The sequence below is a fragment of the Alteromonas sp. genome, from assembly GCF_984505615.1.
In genome coordinates this window covers 1-18,314 of record NZ_CFHOXV010000058.1, presented here as the reverse complement: position 1 = coordinate 18,314, position 18,314 = coordinate 1, and the positions used below count along the sequence as shown (strand labels likewise).

14 protein-coding genes are annotated in these 18,314 nt (G+C 48.5%); 6 read left to right on the top strand and 8 right to left on the bottom strand.

Annotated elements, in window-relative coordinates; all coding sequences use genetic code 11:
* Positions 1 to 1,190, bottom strand: a 1,190-nt coding sequence (locus AC4PME_RS19375; RefSeq protein WP_491529715.1) for a pyridoxal phosphate-dependent aminotransferase, incomplete at its 3' end; no start/stop codon positions are given.
* A gap of 709 nt (positions 1,191 to 1,899) precedes the next feature.
* Here AC4PME_RS19375 and AC4PME_RS19370 point away from each other — a divergent pair.
* Positions 1,900 to 2,220, top strand: coding sequence for a DUF3718 domain-containing protein (locus tag AC4PME_RS19370; protein ID WP_119501501.1), 321 nt, complete (start codon positions 1,900 to 1,902; stop codon positions 2,218 to 2,220).
* Between the two features lie 73 nt (positions 2,221 to 2,293).
* Here AC4PME_RS19370 and AC4PME_RS19365 read toward each other — a convergent pair whose 3' ends face one another.
* From AC4PME_RS19365 to AC4PME_RS19340, 6 genes are all read right to left on the bottom strand, one after another.
* Positions 2,294 to 5,368, bottom strand: coding sequence for an efflux RND transporter permease subunit (locus AC4PME_RS19365; RefSeq protein WP_119501500.1), 3,075 nt, complete (start codon positions 5,366 to 5,368; stop codon positions 2,294 to 2,296).
* Positions 5,361 to 8,657: an efflux RND transporter permease subunit gene (locus AC4PME_RS19360; protein ID WP_491045411.1), complete on the bottom strand. Its 3,297-nt coding sequence runs from the start codon at positions 8,655 to 8,657 to the stop codon at positions 5,361 to 5,363. Before AC4PME_RS19360 ends, AC4PME_RS19365 begins: the two co-directional genes overlap by 8 nt.
* A gap of 23 nt (positions 8,658 to 8,680) precedes the next feature.
* Positions 8,681 to 9,748, bottom strand: a complete 1,068-nt coding sequence (locus AC4PME_RS19355) for an efflux RND transporter periplasmic adaptor subunit (protein ID WP_491045412.1) — start codon at positions 9,746 to 9,748, stop codon at positions 8,681 to 8,683.
* 257 nt (positions 9,749 to 10,005) lie between these two features.
* On the bottom strand, positions 10,006 to 10,881 hold the full coding sequence (locus AC4PME_RS19350) for an EamA family transporter (protein ID WP_491045413.1): 876 nt from the start codon (positions 10,879 to 10,881) through the stop codon (positions 10,006 to 10,008).
* Complete coding sequence (locus AC4PME_RS19345) at positions 10,878 to 11,270, bottom strand: OsmC family protein (RefSeq protein WP_119501496.1); 393 nt, start codon at positions 11,268 to 11,270, stop codon at positions 10,878 to 10,880. The genes AC4PME_RS19350 and AC4PME_RS19345 overlap by 4 nt, the downstream gene beginning before the upstream one ends.
* 10 nt (positions 11,271 to 11,280) lie before the next feature.
* The gene (locus tag AC4PME_RS19340) at positions 11,281 to 12,126 is read right to left on the bottom strand and encodes a CvfB family protein (RefSeq protein WP_491045414.1); all 846 of its coding nucleotides are present in this window, start codon (positions 12,124 to 12,126) and stop codon (positions 11,281 to 11,283) included.
* Positions 12,127 to 12,192: 66 nt separating this feature from the next.
* Here AC4PME_RS19340 and AC4PME_RS19335 point away from each other — a divergent pair, with 66 nt between their 5' ends.
* Genes AC4PME_RS19335 through AC4PME_RS19320 form a run of 4 tightly spaced genes read left to right on the top strand, consistent with a single transcriptional unit; the run spans position 12,193 to position 15,420 of the window.
* Positions 12,193 to 12,933: a 5-oxoprolinase subunit PxpA gene (locus AC4PME_RS19335; RefSeq protein ID WP_491045415.1), complete on the top strand. Its 741-nt coding sequence runs from the start codon at positions 12,193 to 12,195 to the stop codon at positions 12,931 to 12,933.
* Positions 12,920 to 13,609, top strand: coding sequence for a 5-oxoprolinase subunit PxpB (pxpB, locus tag AC4PME_RS19330; RefSeq protein ID WP_491045416.1), 690 nt, complete (start codon positions 12,920 to 12,922; stop codon positions 13,607 to 13,609). The genes AC4PME_RS19335 and pxpB overlap by 14 nt, the downstream gene beginning before the upstream one ends.
* On the top strand, positions 13,606 to 14,547 hold the full coding sequence (locus tag AC4PME_RS19325; protein ID WP_491045417.1) for a 5-oxoprolinase subunit C family protein: 942 nt from the start codon (positions 13,606 to 13,608) through the stop codon (positions 14,545 to 14,547). Before pxpB ends, AC4PME_RS19325 begins: the two co-directional genes overlap by 4 nt.
* A 6-nt stretch (positions 14,548 to 14,553) precedes the next feature.
* The gene (locus AC4PME_RS19320) at positions 14,554 to 15,420 is read left to right on the top strand and encodes an aminotransferase class IV (protein WP_491045418.1); all 867 of its coding nucleotides are present in this window, start codon (positions 14,554 to 14,556) and stop codon (positions 15,418 to 15,420) included.
* Between the two features lie 48 nt (positions 15,421 to 15,468).
* Here the strand turns inward: AC4PME_RS19320 and fur are convergent, their stop codons facing one another.
* Positions 15,469 to 15,897, bottom strand: a complete 429-nt coding sequence (gene fur / locus AC4PME_RS19315) for a ferric iron uptake transcriptional regulator (protein WP_119501490.1) — start codon at positions 15,895 to 15,897, stop codon at positions 15,469 to 15,471.
* 443 nt (positions 15,898 to 16,340) lie between these two features.
* On the opposite strand from fur, the gene AC4PME_RS19310 reads away from it, so the two are divergent.
* Positions 16,341 to 18,314: HAMP domain-containing methyl-accepting chemotaxis protein (locus tag AC4PME_RS19310; protein WP_491529712.1), on the top strand; the 1,974-nt coding region annotated here is incomplete at its 3' end.

Sequence of the window (18,314 nt, the reverse complement as noted above, 5' to 3'; positions counted from 1 at the left end):
GAACCGATGCGGGTAAGCGCAGGTTTAAGGATGTCAGCATGGGGTAAAAAGACCAGTCTGAAATAACAGCCTTCCTGAAGGTTAAATGCCCGGCCGTGGACAAGAAGAATTTTCTCTTCATTCAGCAAATCAAAAATCATCTGCTCGTCATTACTGATATTGAATTTTTTCGCGTCGACCCGGGCGAAGCAATACATCGCGCCTTTAGGTTTTACACAGTGGATGCCGGGAATACTGTTCAGCATATCTGCAGCCACATCCCGCTGGATTTTGAGGCGACCACCATCGTGAACCAGATCGTTAATGCTCTGATACCCACCCAGCGCAGTCTGAATCGCGCTCTGGCAGGGCACATTGGCACACATCCGCATGGATGCAAGCATGTTGATCCCTTCTATATAGTCTTTAGCAATACGCTTGTTCCCGCTGACTACCAGCCAGCCGGCACGGAAACCTGCCACCCGGTAATTTTTAGACAAACCTCCCAGCGTCACACAGAACACTTCATCAGTCAGGGAAGCAATGCAGGTATGCTTATGACCGTCGTAGAGAATTTTGTCATAGATCTCATCAGAGAAAATAACCAGGCCGTGTTCTTTGGCTACATCGACAACCTGTTGTAACAAGGTTTTGTCGTATACGGCACCGGTCGGGTTGTTCGGATTAATTAAGACGATTGCCCGGGTGCGGCTGGTGATTTTACTTTTAATATCGTCAATATCCGGAAACCAGTCAGCCTCTTCATCACAACGATAATGCACAGGTGTTCCTGAAGACAGGCTTACTGCGGCTGTCCACAATGGATAATCAGGACTTGGAATCAACACTTCGTCGCCGGTATTCAGCAATGCCTGCATTGCCATCATGATCATTTCACTGACGCCATTGCCAATAAAGATGTCATTAATGCGGATGTCCGGAATGTTCATTTGCTGGTAGTACTGCATCACGGCAACACGGGCCGCATAGATACCTGCAGATTCTGAATACCCCTGGGAAGTGGGCAGATTATAAATAACATCTTTCAGAATATCGTCAGGCGCTTCAAAGCCGAACGGCGCGGGATTCCCGATATTCAGTTTCAGAATTCGATGTCCCTCATCTTCCATCTTGCGCGCTTGCGCCGCAATAGGACCCCGGATGTCGTAACATACATTATCCAGTTTGTGAGAGCGTTCTACAGGTTTCATCAGTTCTTCTAATCTATCAGCGTAAAAGGGCTGACAGAGTATCGCATCGGCTGGGTGTCTGTTAAGAGGATTTTGTTATCTTTATCATCATTTTATGGTGATAAGGGAGGAAGTCGTTCCGGTATTCTCAACAAATGAGAGGTTTCTTCGCGATCCGTTGCATTCTTTTACTCATCTTATGATGAGTATTTTTTAAAAAGCACATGTTGCTACTGTATTTTTAATGCCGGCTAGTGGCGGCAGTTGGCAGATAACTGTAAATATTTAGCCGGCTTTATAAATTTTTATGCGTAAATAATGAACATTTTTCCTGGCGTTTGTAGTCAAAAGTAGGGGTTGAAATGTAATTTAATTACAGAAATGAGGCTGTTTTGTGCCGGTAAATCGTCTTTTGTATGTGAAATTTTGTTAAACTTTCAGAAAAAGTGCTTTAAATTTCGCTGTTCCAAGCTTATTTTTTAGACTTATATCTCATTATGTAATTATTTATTATTCCATAATGAAATATGCAATATGGAATAATCAATGAAAATCAATACTTTGCAAATGTAATAAAGCTGATTCATTGCCTTTTACTAAACTGTTACCCACCTGAAACAATAATACAACAGCATTTACGCGGATTTTGTAGGATAAATATATACGTCGACAGGGCACAGGGTTCTGAAGACAAAAACAATAAGTTCGCCAAACTTTGAGGAAATGAATTATGAAAGCTATCACTAAAACTCTTGCTGCTGTACTGAGCGTTGCTGCTGTTTCTGCACCTGCTTTTGCTGCTGATAAAGAATACCGCTTTATCGGTGACACTCAATTCGCCGGTTTCTGTAAAGCTGTTGCTACTGACGATGTACGTGCACTGCGTGTTAACCTGAGCCGTAACGTTGGTCGTATTGCTGCTACTGAGCGTGAAGTTCTGCGTATGCTGACTGCTGAAGACGGTTTGACTTGCAACGGTTCTACTCTGATTGACTTCTCTGTACAACGTGAAGCATCAGACGTACATGAATTCCTGACTTCTCGCAGCTAAGCGTGGGTTGGCTAAAGAACAGGGTGGACGCCATAGCAATTATGGATGCTCCCACCCTGATCAATGGCTACCGTTATTCTCTTCCTGCCTGAAAACGACGATTCACTATTTCCCTGCTTTTCGTCATCATTTTTACCACGTTAAACCGTAATCTCAGTAACGCCACGTAAGCCATAGGTACCAGTACCAGGCTGGTCAGTGTTGAGAATAGCAGTCCTCCGATTATCGCAATGGCCATAGGTGAATATGCCGGCCCGTCTCCGCCTATTTTTGTGCTGCCTGCAGCCAGAGGCACCAACCCCAGTACGGTTGTTGCCACGGTCATAAGCACCGGCCTGATGCGTGACATACACCCTTCTGTTACTGCACGGTACAACGGGACATTTTCATTTACCAGCTGATTGATCCTGTCGACCAGTACAATGCCATTGTTGACCACTATCCCCATCAGGATCAACATGCCTATCATCCCCATTACCGACATCGACGTACCGGTCACAAAAAACGCCCAGAATACGCCGGTGAACGAGAATAAGAGTGATGTGATCACTGCGGCAGGCAATAACAGTGATTCAAACAGAGCAGCCATGACGATATAAATCATACAGACAGCCAGCAACATATTCATCTGCATGACCGCGAATGCTTCATCCTGCCTGCGGAAACTGCCATCCAGAGTCCACTGGTAGCCTTCTGGTAAAGCAACATAGGCCATGGCATTTTCTATCCGTTCTCTTGCCTGTTCCACGGTCACATCTTCAGTGAGGTTAGCTCCCACAGACAGTGCGGTCTGACGGTAGAACCGGCGAATTTCGGACAACTGAGGTTTTACCATAATACCGGCAATCATATCTAAGGTAACAGGGCGGTTATCAACATGACTCACAACCAGACTTTTAAGGGTTTGCAGTGATGCCTGTTCAGTTTCGCCATACAGCAGTCTCACACCGGTTTCGCCGGAATCACCGTAGCGGAACGTGCGCAGATTTATGCCCCGCAGCGCAGTGCCTACCAGGCCGGCAATGTCGTCAGGTCTGATTCCGGCCCGCCAGGCCTTTTCACGATCAATAGTGATCTGAAATTCCTGTTTTTCACTGCCCACGTCGGCTTTTACGTCCTCCAGTCCGTCGATGCTGGCCAGAACCGGCACCAGTGCATCAGCGAGTTCCCGAAGGCGGGTAGAAGACTCTCCCAGTAGTGTCAGACGGACACCACCGCCGTTACCACTGTCCCACTGGAACGATGGACGGGCTCTGGCAAATTGTGGCATTTTTTCGCGGATTGCCTCTTTTATATCTGACACCGGTACAGGTAGTTCGTCATTCAATGTGATCCCTGATACCGCATGACCGGCTTCGAAATAGGTATAAACCTGTTTAATATGAAAAGCCTGCTGATTTTCATACAGAAATGCTTCCATTTTATTGACGGTAGATTCCACCTCTTCAAGGCTGTAATTTTGCGTGATGTGGTATTCAAGCCAGATACGCTCATTATCATTATTCCCTTCATCATCTCCGCTGATCTGGCTCAGTGGTATGGCTGCGCTGAGTAATATCAGTAACGCCAGAAAACCGGTTGTTTTCTGATGAGCCAGTGACCAGTTAAGTAACCGTCCGTAGCGGGCAATATAGCCGGGTTGGATTAACGTCTTTTCCACCGGTACTTTCACTTTTGAAACCAGCAAGGGGATTAACGTCTGCGACAGCAGCAAAGAGGCAAACAGTGAAATACAGATGGCAATGGCCACGTGCTCCAGAAATACAGTGATATCAATTTTGACGCCCACAATGTTAGGCAGAAACACGATGGCTGTTGTGGCCGTGCCGGCTATAACCGCAAGGCTTACTTTATTGATGCCAGTCTGTGTGGCACGCACCGCGTTGCTGTCATTCTGACGGGCCTGAAAAATACTTTCTGTAACAACCACCGCGTTATCCACCAGCATGCCTACCGCCAGCATCAGGCCCATCAGGGACAGGATGTTCAGGGAATAACCCATCAGGTACATGACGCCAAGGGTAATACAAATAGAGAAGGGCACCGAGAGGACAACAATGAAAGTGGTGGATAATTGACGTAAAAATACATAAAGCACAGCCACAGACAATAGCGCCCCAAGTAAACCTGCCATGATCAGATCGCCCAGCGACGAACTGACACTTTTCGCGGTGTCATCCATCACAAACAGGTTGATACCGTTAAACTCAGGGTCTGACTCTGCTTTTTTAATTACCGCCATGACCTTGTCTGCTACTTCAACCAGATTACTGCCTGATTCACGAAATACATTGAAGCCAACCGCGTAAGTACGGTCCAGATGACGGCCTTCATTGCGTTCCGGGCTTTCCCAGCTCACGGTAGCAATGTCTTTCAGCCGGATCCCGGGCCTTACAATCAGATTTTCAAAGTCGGTAATATCAGTGAATTCTCCGTCCGGATTGATGATTATTTTATTTTCAGTACCAAGTTCTCCCGCCGACGCTGAAAAATTAGCTTGTCTCAGCCGCTGACTCAGTTTGGCGGTATCGATTTTAAGTGCACTGAGTTGTTGCGGATCTAAGCGGATGACAATCTGCTTTTTCAACACGCCGTAAAGTTCCACTTTCGAGACGCCCGGTACCCGTTCCAGCGGGCGCTTAAGGTTTCTTTCCAGTAAGTCATAAGCGTTACTTAAATCCCGTGCACTGGATACCCTTAACTGAAATACCGGCATGTCGTTGGTATTGAATTTGTAAACCAGCACCCGTTCAACATCATCCGGTAATTCGTGGCGGATAGCGTCGATTTTTTCCCTGGCTTCAATACTCTTGGCTTTGATATTTTCATCCCAGTCAAACTCGATGAAAATTTGCGCCCGGTCTTCCATGGATGTGGCCTGCAGGCGTTTGATTCCTGACATGGTAGCGAGTACTTCTTCTACCGGACGGGTTATCATGCGCTCAACTTCAGATGGCGTGGCGTCACGGTATGGCACTTCAACCACTATCTCAGGAATATCGATTCCGGGAAATTTCTCCAGGGGCAATAGCCGGGATGCCATTACGCCGAACAGCAACATGGACAAAAAGCACATGCAAACGGTAACCGGGTGGGTCAAAGCAAACCGGGCCAGACGGGCAGCACCGGCAGAAGCGTGATTATCCATAAGTGCGTTCTCCGTTTTCTTCCTCTGAAAGTGCCGGACGGGCCGCAAATTCTTTCGTATCAAATAAGCTGTAAAGTACCGGGATAAGTACCAGTGTCAGCAGAGTGGCAAAGGTTAATCCTGATATCACGGTGACAGCCATGGGCGTACGCACTTCTGCGCCATCGCCGAAGCCAATTGCCATGGGTAACAGGCCGAGAATAGTGGTAAGGGTTGTCATCACAATCGGGCGTAAACGGCTTTTCCCTGCATCGATAATCGCTGCATTTTTTTCCATGCCGGCAGCCCTGAGCTGATTAATGCGGTCGATAAGTACAATGGCATTATTCACCACAATCCCGCACAACATGATAAGGCCGATAAATACCACTACAGAAATATGTGTGTCAGTGAGCCAGAGCCCGAACACAGAGCCTGCACCGGCAAGTGGCACGGCAAACAAAATAAGCAGGGGATGTAACAGTGATTCAAACTGAGACGCCATGACCAGATAAACCATAAAAACAGCAAGGGCTAAAGCAAACTGCAGTGACGCAAAGCTTTCCTGCATATCTTCGCTCTGCCCGGCTACAACGGCTTTCAATGACAGGGGAAAACGGATTGATGCCAGAGCTGCCTGCGCTTCTTCCACGGCCTCAGCCAAATCGCCGTAAGCAAGGTTAGAGTTAATAAGCACCACACGTTGCTGGTCTTCGCGAGTAATTTCAGACGGTCCCGTACTCATAAACACATCAGCAACAGCGGATAGTGGGACAGGGAAATCACTGTCCGGATTGACGATGATTTGTCTGACGTCGTTGACATTATCCCGTTGTTGCAACTGGTTACGTACCAGTATGTCGACTTTTCTGTCATCCATAGAGTATTGAGTTGCGACCTTACCGCCAACTTGTGCTGCAACAACATCCGAAACCTGCTTTGCGTCCAGGTCCAGTCTGGCAAGCGCGGCATTATTGAAGGCTATTTTAAGCTCAGGATTACCGGCCTGCAGAGTCGTGGTGATGTCAGTAAAGCGCCGGTTTTGCTCAAGCTTTGCCATAATTGCCCGGCTGTATTGTTGTAACTGGTTTAAATCGTAGCCCTGCAACTGGATCTGCAACGGGGCTGCAAAACTGAATAACTCAGGTTCGCCAAACTGACTTTGTACGCCTGCCTGCGATGAAAGAAACTGCCGCATGGCTGTTTTTACTTCTTCCATGTCGTCAGTGCCTGCACCGGGCTTCATCACAACATTTAACTGACCCCAGTGATCTCCACCCTGTCCCGGGGCTGCGCTGAGTAGACTGCCGGTTCCGGCGAGTGAATAGCTTCGTTCCACGCCGGCCTGAGCATTGGTGACCTCAGCCAGCCGGACCAGTAAGGCGTCAGTATGCTGAACACGGGTACCCGCCGGCAGGGTGACTTCGACGTAAAACTCTCCCTGAGTGAGTTTCGGAATAAGTTCCATTCCAAGGCGTGGCAATAACAGTACAGAACTGGCAGTAACGATAAGGGCTATAGCAAGGACCATGGCCCGTTGTGAGAGGGCTCCGCGAATGGCTTTATCATAGCCTTTTTCCAGCAAACTGAAGCCTGCTGATACCAGTGTGGTGAGCGGACGGAACAGCACGCCAAAGCATACTGATAAAGCCTTCCACAGAGCAAAAATAACAGTGAATAATGCCTGAGGTAAGTAAATAAACAGCAACCGGAACGGAAATGTGAGAATTGCTTTAAGGCCGCGCAGGGCAGGATGTGCAGATGAGGGCACGACGGGTTGGCTGAAAGTCTCCGTGTGAGCAGGTTCTTTGCGGCGGCTGCGTGCTGCAAGCGCCGGGATCAGTGTCAGAGCCACGACCAGAGAAGCCGCAAGGGCAAATGACACGGTCATCGCCTGATCACGGAACAACTGCCCGGCGATACCTTCAACAAATATCAGAGGCACAAACACTGCCATCGTGGTGAGCGTGGAGGCAATAATCGCACCGGTCACTTCTTCTGTACCACGCTCTGCCGCCAGGGCTTTATTACCGTTCGTGAGTTTGCGGTGTCTGTCGATATTTTCCAGCACCACAATGCTGTTATCCACAAGCAGACCTACTGCCAGCGCAATACCACCTAAACTCATGATATTCAGGCTGATGTCATTACCATACATCAGATTAAAGGTGGCTATGACGGAAACCGGAATGGAAACCGAGATGATTAGCGTAGTGCGGAAATCCCGCAGAAACAGGTAAATCACCAGCATTGCCAGCAAGCCGCCGATCATCGCTGACGTTTTAACATCGTCGATGGCCTGCTTAATAAAGGTGCTCTGGTTGTAAATGGTTTCAAGGTGATATTGTGCGGGCAGCGCTCCGGACAACGCATCAATTTCGGTCAGAACCCGTGTAGCCACATCCACAGAGTTCGCATCGCCTTCTTTATAGATGGCTATCTCTGTGCCTTCCATGCCGTTAAAACGGGTGACAGCATCTCTTTCTTTGTACAGGTTACTGACGCTGGCCACGTCTTTTAACTGAACATTTTTGCCTTCAAACCGGCTGATATACACATTTTCGATATCTTTCAGGGATTCAAATTCGTTGAGTGTGCGCACCAGAAATGCCTGCGTGCCGTCATCCAGCCGGCCTCCTGCGGCATTGACATTCTCTTCCTGTAAGCGGGTGATAATGGTGCTCATACTGACACCCAGCTGACTGGCTTTCCGGGGATCAACCAGCACCTGAATTTCGTTTTCAAGTCCGCCGCCCAGCCGCACAGAGGCGACACCTTCAACAGACTCCAGTTTGCGCTTTATCTGCTCTTCTGCAAATAAGCGCAGTGTCTTCATTTGTTCCGCTGCCAGGCGGGGATCACTTGAAAGGGCGTCCGGTGTCAGCGACAGGCCCAGTTTCATCACCGGATCCATAGAGGGGTTAAACTTTAAAAGCCGGGGTTTGTCCACATCCAGTGGCAGTTGCAGAATATCAAGCTTTTCCCGTACTTCCAGGCTGGCAAAGTCCATGTCAGTTCCCCAGGCAAACTGCAGTACCACATCAGACTGACCAGCTCTGGAAATTGATTTAACGCTTTTGACGCCTTTTACTACACCTACCGCTTCCTCTACAGGCTTACTCACCAGTTGTTCGAGTTCCGCAGGCGCAGCACCTTCGTAGTCAGTGCGGATTGTAAGTGTCGGGTAGGACAGTTCAGGTAACAGATTCACCGACAGTCTGCTCAGTGACACCATACCAAAAAGCAGAATGGCAGCAGTAAACATGGCGATGGCGACCGGACGTTTGACCGCTAATTTTACAATACTCATTGTCAGTTCCTTTGCGCGTAAAATCAGCTGTTAACAATGTCTACAGGGGTTTGGTCTTTAAGATTCTGGTGGCCAACGGTGACAACGGTTTCGTTACCGGTGAGGCCGCTGATAATTTCCACCATGCCGGCATCTTCAAAACCTAATGTCACAGGCACTTTTAATGCTTTTCCGTCACGGACAACAAATACATTGCTCTCGTTATCAATACTCACCAGTGCAGAGCGCGGCAGAAGCGGCGTATCACTGTGGGTGTCATAATTCAGGGCAACCTCACTGAACATACCGGCTTTCAGTGTTTCTTCGTCATTGGGTACGTTCAGAGTCACTTTAAATGTGCCGGTTGTGGCATCAATGACCGGGCTTATCCGTGCCACGCGGGCAGTAACTTTGCGGTGGTTCAGTGCGGGGATAGTCAGTGTAGCCTGCTGATTATTGCGGATTTGAGAGAGTTCGCTCTCGGGCAGATAGACAATGCCTTGCAGGGATTTTTGCTGAACAATATGAAACATACGTTCGCGCTGGAAGGATTCAGTCAGGTTACCGACTTTGGCATTACGCTCTGCAATATAGCCACTGATAGGCGCGGTGATGGTGGTCTCTTTCAGATCCAGTTCGGCAAGTTCAACATTCGCCTGTACAGACTCAAACTGAGCAGTCAGTTTCTCAAACGCATCGTCACTGATCAGTTTGCGGGAATACACCTTATTCATTTTCGCCAGTTCCTGCTCAATACCGGCTAAGTCAGCTCTGGCTTTTTGCAGGTTCAGTTCATAACGTCGTTTATCAAGTTGCGCCAGGATCTGACCTTTTTCAACATAGTCACCTTCTTCAACCAGGATATGTTCTATTATGCCGGATGCTCTGGCGACAACGAACGCTTCTTCCTGTGCTTCTAAAATAGCGGTGGTTGCATAATTTGACGAAATTTCACCCCGCTGAATGGTTGTCGCCTCAACAGGAATGGTAATGATAACGGTCTCTTCCTTTTCTTCATCCGTGGCGCCGGCATTGCCGCAACCCGCAAGGGTCGTGCTGAGTAAGCCAAGTGAAAAGGTTGCTGCGAGTAATAAAGGTGTTCTGGTTTCCATGGTCAAAGCCCGTAGTGAGTACTGTTATAAGTTATACCCCGTAACAGCATTGACCATGCCACTCTACAACTTTAGTATAATCATCATTATTTTCAACAGGTTAGGTATTTTGGTGAGAAGAGGGGAGTTGGCGAGATACACAAGTATTAGTCAAAACCACTAATTACTGGTGTTAAAATCACTGTTAAGCAAAATTATTGAGAGGCTACTGAAAGGCCTGACATCCGGGCTTCAAAAGGGAAGAATGAAGCCGGTTGTCAGCTCCACATCACACATATTGCGGCTACAGCAATAAGCACCAGGCCAGCCACTTCATGACGTTTGACCGGTGTTTTCAGCATCACCGCCGAAATGACCATGGTGGTCAGCACTTCTATCTGTCCCAGTGTTTTCACATAGGCCACATACTGAATAGTCATAGCACTGAACCAGCAAACTGAACCAAAACAGCTGGTGGTACTGGCAGCCAGCGTCAGGGCCGGCTGACGGCGAAGTTGCCGGAACACGTAGGGCTCTTTTATAGATATATAAACACTCAGGATCAGTGTCTGAATGCACAGAACCCAAAGCAGTCCCCAGGCAGTATTCACCGGGAAGGGAACAGAAAGTTGGTTTGCCGCCTCACGGATAAACAGCGAGGTCAGTGCAAAACTGCCACCGCAGGCGAGACCGGTCAGTATGGTTTTCAGGCTGAGTTGGCCCTTACGGGTTGCACCACTGAGAACAAATACCGCAACCGCCCCGATAATGATCCCCAGCCAGCCTAAAGAGGTCAACTGACTGCCGAAGAACAGGGTGCCTAATACCGCGGCAACCAGCGCTTCGCTTTTTGCCAGTCCGGCGCCCACAGCAAAATTTTTTTGCTTAAACAACACCACCATAAGGGATGTGGCCACAATTTGCATGACTGCGGACACCAGAATATAGGCGATAAAAGTGCCGTCAAATGCCGGTATGCCTACAGGATAAAACTGATAAAGCGTAATCAGATAGGCGAGGGCGATTGGCGGAGCAAAAAGAAAACGGGCCAGCGTCACACCTGAGGTGTTGACGTGCTGGCTAAGTTTACTTTGAAAGGCGTTTCTGAATGTTTGCAGTATTACCGCGCCGACGGTAAAGAATACCCAGGTCACAGAATTTCGAAGCGGGTTTCGATCTCTACGTTACCTGCCAGCATTAACATCACTGAACAATATTTTTCTGCTGACAGTTGTACGGCTCTGGCAACGGCTTTTTCAGATAAGCCTTCGCCTTTTACTTTATAACAAGCAATGATTTTAGTGAAAACTCTGGGCGGGTTTTCTGCGCGCTCAGCCACCAGTTCACATTCACAATGGGAAATGTCGAACCGGCCTTTCTTCAAAATATCCACCACATCGATACTGGAGCAACTACCGGCTGCAATCAGCACCGATTCCATGGGAGAAATAGCCTGTCCGTTGCCGTCCATCACGGTTTTGTAGCCAGAATCTGTGGTACCGGTAAAAGTGAGATCGTTATCCCATACAACTTTTGCTTTCATGTTATTCCTGTTAATTCAGTTTTACTGCATCTTTCGTGATGGTAATTTTGCGTTGTTTATATAACGCACCCAATGCTTTTTTATATGCCGCTTTACTGACATTAAAGTGGGCGTAAATATCTTCCGGCTTACTTTTATCGGTTAAAATCGAAACACTGCCATGTGCTTCCAGATCTTCCAAAATAGCTTCTTCCAGTGTTTTCCGGCCGGTCTTGTCGGTACGTTGAAGGGCGACATCAATTTTGCCGTCCTCGCGGATGGTCTTAATGACAGCATCCAGTCGCTGACCGGTTTTTAATGGCTTAAATGCATCACTGTGAAAAATCAGTCCCAGTGCCTCACCATTAATGACAACTTTAAAACCCAGTTCTGTTTTTGAATACACCAGGCATTCAACCCCGTCGCCAGCTTTTAACGTTTCTGACGATTCCTTAATGAAACGGTGAAGCCGGGTGGCGCCCAGGATGCGGCCGGTACTTTCATCGTGATAAATATGAACAACATAACGCATGCCTTCATTGACCGGTCCGTCCTGCATGCCCGCCGGGACAAGCAGATCCCGTTGACCGCCCCAGTCGAAAAACGCACCAAAGTTCGTTGCGCCGGTTGCTTTAAGCACCACGGTATCACCAGCCTGCGCTACCGGTGTTTGGGGCCAGGCTTCAAGATTTCCGGTTTCATCGATGCCGACAAAAATATCCAGCGTATCTCCGGTTTTCACTTTTTCCGGCAGCGTGGCCATATTTTCATGGGTTAGCAGTACCAGCGGATCGTTATCATCGCCACTGGAGAGGTGAAAGCCAAAAGGCAGTGATTCACCGACTTGAAGGGTATTGATTTTGCCAATGTGTATCATCAGGACTGACTGTGAAAGTAAATACAGGTAACATGATAACCAATTGTGAGAATGAGCTAAACCATTATGAAGTTGAATTGCGATCTTGGTGAAAGTTTCGGTGCCTGGCATATGCCTGTCGACGGCGACATTATGCAGTATATCGATCAGGCGAACATTGCCTGTGGCTTTCACGCCGGTGATCCGCTGGTAATGCGTAAAGCTGTCGCACTGGCTAAAGCAGCGGGTGTGGCCACGGGGGCTCATCCGTCTTATCCGGATTTGCAGGGCTTCGGCCGGCGCTCAATGAAAATGGCGGATGATGAGCTGACAGCCTGCCTGCAATACCAGATTGCAGCACTGACCGGCATTGCCCGTATTCAGCAGGTAGAAGTGTCCTATGTTAAACCTCACGGTGCGCTGTATAACGATTTAATGCAGGACAGAGCGCTGCGCCAGACCGTGATGAAAGCCGTGGCAGAAGCGGGGCAGGGAACGCTCAGCCTGATGATTCAGGCTCATCCTGACAGCGACAAACTCATTGCAGAAGCTGAGGTTTACGGGCTCCAATTGCAATTTGAAGCCTTTGCTGATCGCCGGTACACCGATGACGGCTATTTAATGTCGAGGCAGCACGCCGGTGCGGTGCTGAATCATGATCAGGCCACTGTGCAGGTTCAGGGATTACTGGAACACGGTACGATTATTACCAGTGGCGGTAAAACGCTGACGTTGCAGGTAGACACCCTATGTGTGCACGGCGATTCGCCCGGCGCAGTGGCGATGGCAAAATCGTTCAGAGAAATGTTGAATCATGCAACCCTTTGACAATGTCCGTCACATTGCCTTTGCCGGTATGGACGGTCTCATATTGTACTTCGGTGGCAAAGATGTCACGCAAATGAACGCTGCGGTTTCCGCATATCATCTTGCGTTGAAGGCGAATCCGCCAATCTGGTTAAAAGAAGCCATCCCGTCCTATGACTCCCTGCTGATTTTGTTCGATGCAAAGATAACTGACAGCCATGGTGTATATCGTTTATTACGGCAACTGCAACCGCAGATGTCATCCGGAAAAAGCCTTCGACGACACCGGATCCCTGTCTGGTATGGTGCTCCGGAAGCGAATGATCTTGATGAAGTCGCTTCTCACACCGGGCTGGCGGTCAGTGAGATAATTGCATTGCATACAGCAACCGTGTATCGCGTGTTTGCAGTAGGGTTTGCGCCCGGTTTCGCTTATCTGGGGGAAAGTCCGGAACGTTTGTCGGTACCGCGCCGCAAAACACCGAGGACAAAAGTGCCCGCCGGTGCGGTTGCACTGGCCGACCGTCAGGCTGCAGTGTATCCGCAAGTATCGCCCGGCGGCTGGCAGTTACTGGGACTCAGTCCGCTAACCTTATTTGACCCTGCCAGTGCGCAGCCGGCCCTGTTGCAGGCCGGCGACGAAGTAGAGTTCTACGAAATTGATGAGCGCGAATACCTGGAGCAGGTGAAGGCATGACAATATCCTTTACGATTATCAATCCGGGATTCATCAGTTTAATCGTTGATGCCGGCAGAACAGGGATGCAGGAGCAGGGTTTTAGCGGCTCAGGGCCTTTAGACGTCGAAGCTTTTAACTTTGCAAACTGGCTTTGTGGCAACCCTGAAGGTAATCCTTGTATTGAAATTGCAGGTGATGCACACATCAGATTTGAGCATTCAGCCACTATCGGTGTTTGCGGCCCTGCTGTTTCAATTGCCGTAAACGGTGAACCTGCATCTGAACTGGCCACAGTTAACCTCAGCGCCGGAGATGAGGTTCAGGTTTCGCAGCAGCTTGCAGGTCAACGTTTCTATTTAGCCGTTCAGGGCGCCTGGCAGATACCTGAAATAGCCGGTTCTGTGTGCACCGTGATGCGGGAAAAGCTGGGCGGACTTGCCGGTGACGGAAAGCCTCTTCACGCCGGTGACACAATTCAAGTCGTACCTGCAGCACAGGAAAACATAAGCCGCATATTGCCTGCTTCCTTGCTTGCTCCCTATGATAGTGATGCACCGGTTGATATTATTCCGGCTTATCAGCATGACATGTTCAGCAGCAGAGTCCGGGCAACGTTTTATTCCTCAGCCTACAGTGTGACACCGCAAAGTGACCGCATGGGTTATCGCCTGAGTGGTCCTGCCATTTCGTCGGGGTTTGAAGTTATGCGCTCAGAAGGGATTAATTGCGGTTCTGTGCAGGTGCCTGCAGACGGTCAGCCGATTATAATGCTGGCTGACAGACAAACTCTGGGCGGTTATCCCAAAATCGGCGTAATAGCGCCGTATGATCTTCCGAGGGTAGCGCAGTCTGTTCCCGGCACAACGTTAACGTTTAATCCGGTGGATCCGGAAAATGCCCGTGGAACATGGCTGTTAAGGCAAGCCCGTATTGACAATTTTTTCAGGAACAATTGATATCTGATGACAATCGCGTTTTTAAATGACCAGTTTTTACCCCTTGAAGAAGCACGTATTTCACCGATGGACAGAGGTTTTCTGTTCGGCGACGGTATTTATGAGGTGATCCCTACCTTGCACGGTAAAGCTGTTGGTATGAACGCCCACCTCGACCGGTTACAAAACGGGCTCGATGAGCTGGCAATTACAAATCCGAAAACAAAGGCACAATGGACAGAGCTGGTCAGTGAACTGGTGACGAAAAATACACAAGCTCTGAATTCTGCGTCAGTGGGTGTGTATATTCAGGTATCACGGGGTACTGAGATGAAACGTGCTCATGGTTATCCTGACAATATTCCTCCCACTGTGTTCGCTTTTGCGTTTGCTACCGCCGCGCCGCCGGTGCCGGATAAGGCCGCAGTCGTAACCTTTGATGTCGCAAGTGGTGACGATAAGCGCTGGCAGCGTTGTAACATCAAATCCACATCGCTGCTCGGCAATGTAATGCATTATCAGCAAGGCCGGCAGGCCGGTAAACAGGAAATCATTCTGTTGAACAGCCGCAGAGAAGTGACTGAGGCCAGTTCATGCAACGTATTCGTTGTGAAAGACGGTATTATCATGACACCACCGCTGGATCATCAAATTTTGCCGGGAATTACCCGGAAGCTGGTCATTGAAAGTCTTGCAGCAGAAGGCGTTGAGGTGCAGGAAGTACCGGTTACAGCCGAAGTATTGTTCAGTGCTGATGAAGTATGGCTAACCAGCTCCAGTAAGGAAATCAGCCCTGTTACCTCGGTGGATGATAAACCCGTGGGGAACGGGCAGGCTGGTGAGGTATGGCTTAAAGCCATCACTGCTTTCAACAAACACAAGTTTACGTTATAAAAAAACCTGCACGCTGTGCAGGTTTATTTAATCTTAACGACCGGCGACTCAGTCGTCGGTTTTATCACAGGTACCGTCTTTACATTCACCGTAAAGATACAGGCTGTGATGTGTCAGTTTGATGTTATTGCGTTCGGCAATTTCAATTTGACGTTGTTCAATCACGTCATCTTCAAACTCGATGACTTTGCCACATTTCAGACACACCAGATGGTCGTGGTGCTCTTTATGGCTGATTTCAAATACTGACTTGCCACCTTCAAAATGGTGACGGTTCAAAATACCAGCGTCATCGAACTGGTTAAGCACACGGTATACCGTCGCAAGACCAATTTCCTCACCCTGATCGATCAGAATTTTATACACATCTTCAGCACTGATATGCTGGTTGGCAGGTTCCTGCAGGATCTGCAGAATTTTTAAACGGGGAAGTGTAACTTTCAAACCCGCTTTTTTTAGTTCTTTATTTTGATCCATAAATAATCACTTCTGGAAGCTCTTCTGATTTAACGCTCATTATAGGTACTTTGCCAGGTTTTAAAAGTAAAAGCGCGGATATCTTCAACATTAATCTGCAGATTAAATCATTGATCCCTGTCATTTATCCATACGTTTTTTAAGGACTTTGTGCAGCTAACCGGACCCTGCAGGAGGTATGCAGGGAGTTATTCAGGATTTACTCTCTCAACGAACTAAAGCATTGTTAAGTTTCTACCGATAAGTTCAATGAAAGCTATGCCTTTTTCGCTGCAAAATAGCGACTTTTCCGGGATGTTTTCAACATTATTTACCTTGCCGGCAAATACGGAACACTATGCGCAGACATATTTCCGGACCAAAAAACAGCAAGGCCGGAAAACTTATATTAAAATCAATGATAACCATGTTACGGAAATAAAACCGAAGATTGGGATAAGAAGATGCGCCTGACTGTTGTACAAAAAATAACCCTTGGTTTTGCCCTGTTCGGCTGTTTATTGCTGATCACCAGTTTACTTGCTTATCTGGGACTCAGCGACATCCGCCGTTCTGCTGAAACGGTGGCCACCGAGAAAATGCCGGTTCAGACAAAAATGATGTCCCTGAAGTCAGATGCATTGTCTCTGGCGACCGTAACGGCAAACGGTTACTACATGGATGAGCTTTCAGCACTGAATAACAACAAAGCTGAGTTTGAGGCACTGAGTGAAGTATTTTCTGAAGATCTCGCTATTTTCGATACCACCTTTGGTAATCACACAGAATCAAAACAGGCCGTAGAGGCGGGTAATACATTTATTCGTGAGAGCGCGACGATGTACGAAGCGCTTATCAGCAGCAAACAAATACAATTGTCTCTGGCAAAGCAGCGGGAAGAAGCAATCTCTCATATTGATGAAGCCGGAGCGCTGATGATGGATTTAAGCTTTCTGGATAACGGACAGCCCGGTATCGATGCGCTGGCCGGCCTCGGTGCGAATATTGACAATAAATTGCTCACTTTGAGTTCGGTAGTCACCGAACTGGTTAAGTCTGAAGATCCTGAAGATTCACTGGTGATCCTGGATGACCTGGACTATCAGCTGAGCAATCTGGCGGTAGACACCGAATATTTGTTCCGGTCTGCCAGTGGCCTGAATACCGACGGTATCATCAGCAATTTTCAGCAGCAGTATGATGCTATGCTGGCTATTCTCACCGGTGAATCCGGTCTGATGGCCGGCCAGAAACAGAAGTTATCTCACATCGCCCATGCCACAGAAAGCCGTCAGCGTGCCAACACATCGCTGGCGCAGGCTACCACTACAATCAATAACCTTTACGAAGAAGTCACTGAAGAAACCCTGAAAGGGCAAAACCTGATTCTGGACACTGTGCAGGACAGCCTTGTTGATACGCTGGTGGTGTCGTTTATTGGTCTGGTGGCTGCAGTTGCACTCACTCTCACTGTGCGTAAAAGCATTGCCGGGCCGCTGCAAAATATCACCCGTGGTCTGGGCCGGATCAGTGAAGGGGATTTATCGTATCGTCTGAAGACACAGGGCAATGATGAATTTGCCGATTTGTCGGTAAAGGTGAACAGTTTAACTGAAGCTCTCAGAGATCTTATCGGTAACATTCAGCAACAGGAACGAACGCTGCTGGATGTGGCCAGAGAAAGTGTTGAAATGGGGGAACGTAGTCTGGAGCAGGTGGCCCAGCAGCGCGACCGGGTCCGTAAAACCTCCTCAGATACTGCCAGTGTAAGAAGCACCAGTGAAAAAAACCTCGCAATGATTCAGCAATCGGTAGATGAACTTGACCGGGTCGCCAGTCAGACGCAGCAAACATCTGAACTGGTTGCACAAAACCGGCAACAGGTTGCAGAACAATCAGGCCAGGCATCGGCATCGGCCAGTATTATAAACCGGCTGGATGAGAACAGCCGCAATATCGGCAGTATCCTTGACGTCATTAAAACCATCGCGGAACAAACAAACTTACTGGCGCTCAATGCTGCGATAGAGGCTGCCCGTGCCGGTGATCAGGGCCGCGGATTTGCCGTTGTCGCCGATGAGGTAAGAACGCTGGCTAACCGCACGCATAACTCCACTGAAGAAATTGAATCGATGATTGGCAGTTTGCAACGAGATGCACAGCAAGCTGTGGAAGCCATCAACCTGAGTATGGAAAAGGCGGAGCAGGGCGTTGCTATCAGTGAAAAAGTCTATGAGCAGGTCAATGGGATCAGTGAGGTCATTGTGAAGCTGCAGGCGTTTAATGCCGGCTTTGTGAAAGACACTAAAGCTCAGGATAAAGTACTTGCGGGTATTGATGATAATCTTAACGCAATCGTGACGCTGGCTGATGCCAGTGCAGAGAGTACCCGTCTGGCAAATGAATCCAGTGCCAGGGTGGATGAGCAAATGGAAGGA

What these genes read in the sequence shown, in the direction of transcription:
- AC4PME_RS19370 (WP_119501501.1), top strand. Translation starts at nt 1,900, where the DNA reads ATGAAAGCTATCACTAAAACTCTTGCTGCTGTACTGAGCGTTGCTGCT.
- AC4PME_RS19365 (WP_119501500.1), bottom strand. Translation starts at nt 5,368, where the DNA reads ATGGATAATCACGCTTCTGCCGGTGCTGCCCGTCTGGCCCGGTTTGCT.
- AC4PME_RS19360 (WP_491045411.1), bottom strand. Translation starts at nt 8,657, where the DNA reads ATGAGTATTGTAAAATTAGCGGTCAAACGTCCGGTCGCCATCGCCATG.
- AC4PME_RS19355 (WP_491045412.1), bottom strand. Translation starts at nt 9,748, where the DNA reads ATGGAAACCAGAACACCTTTATTACTCGCAGCAACCTTTTCACTTGGC.
- AC4PME_RS19345 (WP_119501496.1), bottom strand. Translation starts at nt 11,270, where the DNA reads ATGAAAGCAAAAGTTGTATGGGATAACGATCTCACTTTTACCGGTACC.
- AC4PME_RS19340 (WP_491045414.1), bottom strand. Translation starts at nt 12,126, where the DNA reads ATGATACACATTGGCAAAATCAATACCCTTCAAGTCGGTGAATCACTG.
- AC4PME_RS19335 (WP_491045415.1), top strand. Translation starts at nt 12,193, where the DNA reads ATGAAGTTGAATTGCGATCTTGGTGAAAGTTTCGGTGCCTGGCATATG.
- pxpB (WP_491045416.1), top strand. Translation starts at nt 12,920, where the DNA reads ATGCAACCCTTTGACAATGTCCGTCACATTGCCTTTGCCGGTATGGAC.
- AC4PME_RS19325 (WP_491045417.1), top strand. Translation starts at nt 13,606, where the DNA reads ATGACAATATCCTTTACGATTATCAATCCGGGATTCATCAGTTTAATC.
- AC4PME_RS19320 (WP_491045418.1), top strand. Translation starts at nt 14,554, where the DNA reads ATGACAATCGCGTTTTTAAATGACCAGTTTTTACCCCTTGAAGAAGCA.
- fur (WP_119501490.1), bottom strand. Translation starts at nt 15,897, where the DNA reads ATGGATCAAAATAAAGAACTAAAAAAAGCGGGTTTGAAAGTTACACTT.